At 60.5% G+C, this 1,193-nt stretch carries 1 protein-coding gene and 1 pseudogene; both read left to right on the top strand.

What is annotated here, in order from left to right; translation table 11 throughout:
- On the top strand, window positions 1–847 hold an 847-nt coding region (locus ACWTU8_RS31615), incomplete at its 5' end, for a carbohydrate ABC transporter permease (protein WP_455851225.1).
- Between the two features lie 11 nt (window positions 848–858).
- Window positions 859–1,193 (top strand): annotated as a pseudogene (locus ACWTU8_RS31610) (hypothetical protein); the annotation flags it as partial.

Genomic DNA, 1,193 nt, shown 5'->3' with positions numbered 1-1,193 from the left:
ATGGAGAGCGGCCATAGCGCCGCTCCTCTTCCTGGCGCCGGCTCTGGTTGCCCTCATAGGGTTTCGGTTGTTGCCGGCAGGTTGGCTCGTTCAGGAGAGCCTGTCCGGGCCGAACGGCGAGTTCGCCGGGATCGATAATTTCGTGTTTCTTTTCGCGTCGCCTACGTTTGCCAAAACGCTCCAGGCGACTCTAACCTTTGTCGTGGTAACTGTGCCCTTGCAGACGGCAATCGCTTTCGGCCTCGCTTTGCTGTTTGCCGAAAACTCACGGATCATCTCGCTGCTGCGTCTCTTGGTGTTCCTGCCGGTACTCATCCCATCGAGCGTCGCAGCCATCCTGTGGGGCGCTGCATATCGCCCGCAGGGACTTGCAAATGCGCTGTTGACGTCGCTTGGCGTGAGCGCTCAGCCGTTCCTCTCATCGCCAGACCAGGCATTGATGTCGATCATTGTGATGAGCTCGTGGGTCGGATGCGGCTTCTGGATGGTGTTCCTCATCGGTGGCCTAAAGGACATTCCTCGCGATCTCTATGAGGCAGCATCGATCGACGGCGCTGGGAAGCTTTCGTCATTGTGGCACATCACTATCCCGCTGATGCGTCGGCCGGTGGCCTTCGTAGTCGTCGCAGACACGGTGGCCACATTCCTGCTGTTTGCTCCGATCGCGATACTTACCCGAGGCGGGCCCGCCGGCAGCACGCAGCTCATCATGTACGACGTGTATCAGCAGGCTTACTTTTTCAACGACGTGCCATTGGCTGCTGCGGAAGGGTTGACCTTGATGGTCGTCATGATGGTCATCATGCTCATCCAGTTCCGGTTGCTGTCGCGGGAGAAGCAAGTATGAGCGCCGGAGAAATGAACTCGGCCGGGGCGGGGCGTATGGTTCGGCTCCTGTTCGGCATCGCCGTCGCCGCCGGCTTTCTGCTGCCGATCGTCTGGCTGATTGCAGGAAGCCTCCGGCCCGGTAGCGAGATATTCACCTCGCTTGATCCGCTTTCCATCGGCAGCTTCATTCCGCCACAGCCGACGCTGGCAAATTTTGGCAGCGCGCTGGGCGGAGCGTTCCGGACCGGATTGATCAATTCGATCGTCGTGGCCGCATGTACGGTGGTGGTGGGACTCCTGGTGTGCGCGGCCGCAGCCTTCGCGCTGAGCGCCATGCAGTGGCGCGGCCGCGAGGTCGTCTTTGC

Source organism: Mesorhizobium sp. BHbdii, assembly GCF_053848045.1.
Note: the sequence above shows the minus strand (reverse complement) of the source record. Positions and strands in the feature narration are given on the sequence as shown.